The organism is Streptomyces sp. NPDC059456 (genome assembly GCF_042750055.1).
In the GTDB taxonomy this organism is placed as follows: Bacteria; Actinomycetota; Actinomycetes; order Streptomycetales; family Streptomycetaceae; genus Streptomyces.
On record NZ_JBHYVA010001069.1, the window covers coordinates 1 to 1,665 of the forward strand.

The 1,665-nt window shown below is 75.5% G+C and carries 2 protein-coding genes; both read left to right on the forward strand.

The window, feature by feature from the left end:
• The first annotated feature begins 131 nt into the window (after positions 1–131).
• Complete coding sequence (locus ACFXA3_RS42215) at positions 132–677, forward strand: peptidoglycan-binding protein (RefSeq protein ID WP_385196784.1); 546 nt, start codon at positions 132–134, stop codon at positions 675–677.
• Between the two features lie 125 nt (positions 678–802).
• On the forward strand, positions 803–1,486 hold the full coding sequence (locus ACFXA3_RS42220) for an HAD-IA family hydrolase (protein ID WP_385196786.1): 684 nt from the start codon (positions 803–805) through the stop codon (positions 1,484–1,486).
• Positions 1,487–1,665: the final 179 nt, after the last annotated feature.

The window sequence follows — 1,665 nt, forward strand, 5'->3', positions numbered from 1 at the left end:
GCGCGCCCGCGCGCGCGGCGCCCCCCGCCCCCCCCCGGGGCCCCCGCGGCCCCGGGGGGGGGGGGGGGGGGGGGGGGGCGGGGGGCCCCGCAAGGAGGTCCGGCCCGTCCCGTCGGCGCCGGCTCCCGACGGTGCTGGCCGGTGCCGGCACGGTGGTCGCGGTCGGCACCGCGGCCCTGGCGCTGGGGCTGCTCCCGCGCTCCGGTGACAGCGACACCGTCCTGCTGGACGCCAAGCCGTCGGCTCCCGCCCTGAGCGTGGCCCCGGCCGGTCCGACCCAGCCGTCCTCGACGGGCAGCCCGTCCCGCTCGGCCTCCGCCTCGAAGTCGGCGTCGCCGAGCCCCTCGAAGTCGGCGTCGCCGTCCGCCTCGCCCAGCGCCTCGCGCAGCTCGGCGCCCCCGTCCCCCACCCCGTCGGCGAGCCCGAGCCGCACGCCGAGCACCCAGGCACCGCCGCCGCCGCAGGCGCCGACGCTGAGGTACGGGGATTCGGGTTCGGAGGTGGAGAAGATGCAGCGGCTCCTGGCGGGGCGGGGCCTGTACCGGGGAAAGATCAGCGGCAGGTTCGACGACCGTACGGAGAACGCGGTCTCGGAGTTCCAGTGGCGCAACAACATCGACGAGGACTGGGGTGTCTACGGCCCGCAGACCCGGCAGGCACTGGAGGGCGCGCGCTGATCGCACCCGGAGTGGCGCGAACCGTCTCCGGTTTTGTATCGTGGTGGAACAAAGTGGTTCCGCCCGCACTCCCTGACCGGTGGGCGGAACCACTTGTTCTCTTTTCCCGCGTCTGGAGCACCCCCATGCCGGCCAGCACCACCACCGCGCCCGTCGTCCTGACCGCCAAGGCCCTGCTCCTGGACATGGACGGCACCATCGTCAACTCCGACGCGGTGGTCGAACGCTGCTGGCGCGACTGGGCGGTGTCCCACGGGCTGGATCCGCAGGAGGCCCTGAAGGTGGTCCACGGCCGACAGGGCTACGCCACGATGGCCGTCCTCCTGCCGGAACGCCCGATGGAGATCAACCACGCCGAGAACGCCGTGATGCTCGCCCGCGAGACCGCCGACACCGAAGGCGTCGTCCCGGTCGGCGGGGCCACGGAGTTCATGGCGGCGATCGACGGACTCCCGCACGCCCTGGTCACCTCCGCCGACGCCGCCCTGGCCACGGCCCGGATGACCGCCGCGGACCTGCCCATGCCCGCGGTACGGGTCACCGCCGAGTCCGTGGCGGCCAGCAAGCCCGACCCGGAGGGCTTCCTCAAGGGCGCCGCCGCGCTGGGCGTGGACCCCGCCGACTGCATCGTCTTCGAGGACTCGGCGGCGGGCATCGCCGCGGGCCGGGCGGCCGGCATGCGCGTGATCGGCATAGGCCCCCGAGCAGCCGCCCACGCCCCGACGACCCACGCCCCGGACCTGACGTCGGTCCGCATCACGGCCGCGCAGGACGGGTCGATCCAGGTGACGGTGACACCGGAGGGCTGAGGGGCCGAAGGGCCGAGGGGGGCCGCCTGGGGCCGAGGGGCGGGGTCCGGGCGGGGCGGTGTCGGAGTGGGTCCGGGGGCGTCCCGCCAGTCCACTGTCCTTCCGTGCCGCGCCGGTCCCTCAAGGGCGCTCCTTCGTCGCGTCGCTACGCGATGGCCTTCGGCCACCCTTGACCGACC

Excerpts from the sequence above, each read along its gene's own strand:
- ACFXA3_RS42220 (WP_385196786.1), top strand. The coding sequence starts at position 803 with ATGCCGGCCAGCACCACCACCGCGCCCGTCGTCCTGACCGCCAAGGCC.